Annotated in this window: 4 protein-coding genes; 3 read left to right on the top strand and 1 reads right to left on the bottom strand. The window is 30.9% G+C overall.

Translation table 11 applies throughout. The features are described from left to right. Window positions 1-269 precede the first annotated feature (269 nt). Genes B9N71_RS12585 through B9N71_RS12595 form a run of 3 tightly spaced genes read left to right on the top strand, consistent with a single transcriptional unit; the run spans window position 270 to window position 1,439 of the window. Entirely contained in the window at window positions 270-530 is a 261-nt protein-coding gene (locus B9N71_RS12585) for a hypothetical protein (RefSeq protein WP_085166144.1), read from the top strand. 10 nt (window positions 531-540) lie between these two features. Continuing rightward, the gene (locus B9N71_RS12590; protein ID WP_085166145.1) at window positions 541-996 is read left to right on the top strand and encodes a Panacea domain-containing protein; all 456 of its coding nucleotides are present in this window, start codon (window positions 541-543) and stop codon (window positions 994-996) included. Window positions 997-1,004: 8 nt separating this feature from the next. After that, window positions 1,005-1,439: a hypothetical protein gene (locus B9N71_RS12595; protein WP_085166146.1), complete on the top strand. Its 435-nt coding sequence runs from the start codon at window positions 1,005-1,007 to the stop codon at window positions 1,437-1,439. A gap of 184 nt (window positions 1,440-1,623) precedes the next feature. Here B9N71_RS12595 and B9N71_RS12600 read toward each other — a convergent pair. After that, window positions 1,624-1,811: IS3 family transposase (locus B9N71_RS12600; RefSeq protein WP_143421972.1), on the bottom strand; the 188-nt coding region annotated here is incomplete at its 5' end.

Consider the following 1,811-nt stretch of genomic DNA (forward strand, 5'->3'; position numbering starts at 1 on the left):
GTTATTGGTGGGAGGTGTTGTGATATATTTTAATAATAAAAATGAACTTAACACAATTTTAGATAAAATTTTAATGTATGCCAATTTCGTAAAAAGTTATATGACTTCTTTAAATTTGTTATAAGTTTTATTCTCCATCATACCTTATGATATTTATAGTCAACTTAAGGTTGAGCTCTCATTTGTTATCAGTTTTTTATGTGAAACTTTTAATGAATGTTAGTGTTCTTCGGTGTAGTTGCTCTGTGCAAATAAACAGGTGATTGTGAATGTGTAGTCAAGAAGGAAAACAACGATTCCTCTGGTGTGATAAAATAACAATTAAGGGCATCGCTGTTTTTATGTCATTATTAGTTGCTTTAATTATTAGTCTTACTGTTTCTTATCTTGTAATTTTTAATATTAATGAAAATGTACATAATTCGTTATATGAATTATATATGGTGTATATTGTGGCGGGTTTTCTATCAACATGGTTAATTATATTAGCTGTTTTGCGATATACTTTATCTAAAAGACATTGTTCATAGGGAGGGATGTATGGCTTATTCAGCTGTTTCAGTCGCTAATTCTATTATTAAATTAGCCAACGAAAGAGGGATTCGTGATTTGAGCCCTATGAAATTACAAAAATTAATGTATTTTACACAATTCTGGTATTTAAAGAATTTTGAAGAACTTTTGATTAATGATAACTTTTCTCGTTGGAAATTCGGTCTTGTTATTCCATCTATTTATTATGAGTTAAAAAACTATGGAAGCATGCATATTGATAGCTATATAAGACAATTATCTAAAAATAATGAGGCTGTTGTTTATATGATGGCAAATGATGATTCTAGAGCATGGGGTTTTTTAGATTTAATTTTAGATAAATTTGGTTATTTAGATGCTATTGAATTATCTGCTATAACGCATCTAGACAATTCTTCATGGTCTAAAGGTGAGCAAGGGACAGTTATCACCAAAGAAGATATGTTAGCTTGTTTTATCTAGGGATTTAGATGAAAAATATGCATTCTATTGAGATAGTAGTCCCTAAACCGACAAAGGAAAAAATGAATGAACTTAAGGATAAGTTTACAAGTGATTTTGCCCCTCAGCCCAAGGAAGACCAAGGTAGAGATCAATCGGTAGTACGGAATAAACTGCATGAAGAAATTGAAGATATAAAAGCTAATAGAGAATTACGAGACAAATATTTATTCAAGGCATTTAAAGTAGTAAAAAAATCACTGTGGGGATGGGCTATATTACTTTTTGTTTATGGGGTTGTTAAATTCTTAACTAGGCATGAAAACGGAGGGTTTGAGATTTTTTCAGATCAGGTTTTAATTGCAACTACAAGTGCGACAACATTAAATATATTTGCAGCGTTCTTGAGTTTAATTAGAGGCTTGTTTCCCTCCATAAAAATAAAAAAAGAGAAAAAGAAATAATTTATATTGAAGATTTAACATAATAATACTAATTCATTGAAAACCTAAAGCTCGCTATTGCGGGCTTTTTTTATGTCTGGAGAAAATTATGGCAGAAGAAATCACATCGCTAAAGCTTAAGATTGATGTGCAAAGCGTCGATGAAGCGAATAAAAAACTAGATGATTGGAATGGCAACACATTTTCAAACAAAAAAATTAAGGGGTAAGTGTTTTTTAAATTCAACGGGAGGCAAGTAGCCTAACGAAGAATGTAATCGTTTATGATTATACCAATAAGCATAAGCCGAAAAAGCGCGTTGTAACTCAGCCGTTGAGTTGAAACGTTGGCCTTTTACAAATTCCGTTTTAATTGTTTTAAATGTCGCTTCCG

Origin of the sequence: Gilliamella bombi (genome assembly GCF_900103255.1) — a bacterium.
In the GTDB taxonomy this organism is placed as follows: domain Bacteria; phylum Pseudomonadota; class Gammaproteobacteria; order Enterobacterales; family Orbaceae; genus Gilliamella; species Gilliamella bombi.

What these genes read in the sequence shown, in the direction of transcription:
- B9N71_RS12585 (WP_085166144.1), top strand. Translation starts at nt 270, where the DNA reads ATGTGTAGTCAAGAAGGAAAACAACGATTCCTCTGGTGTGATAAAATA.
- B9N71_RS12590 (WP_085166145.1), top strand. Translation starts at nt 541, where the DNA reads ATGGCTTATTCAGCTGTTTCAGTCGCTAATTCTATTATTAAATTAGCC.
- B9N71_RS12595 (WP_085166146.1), top strand. Translation starts at nt 1,005, where the DNA reads ATGAAAAATATGCATTCTATTGAGATAGTAGTCCCTAAACCGACAAAG.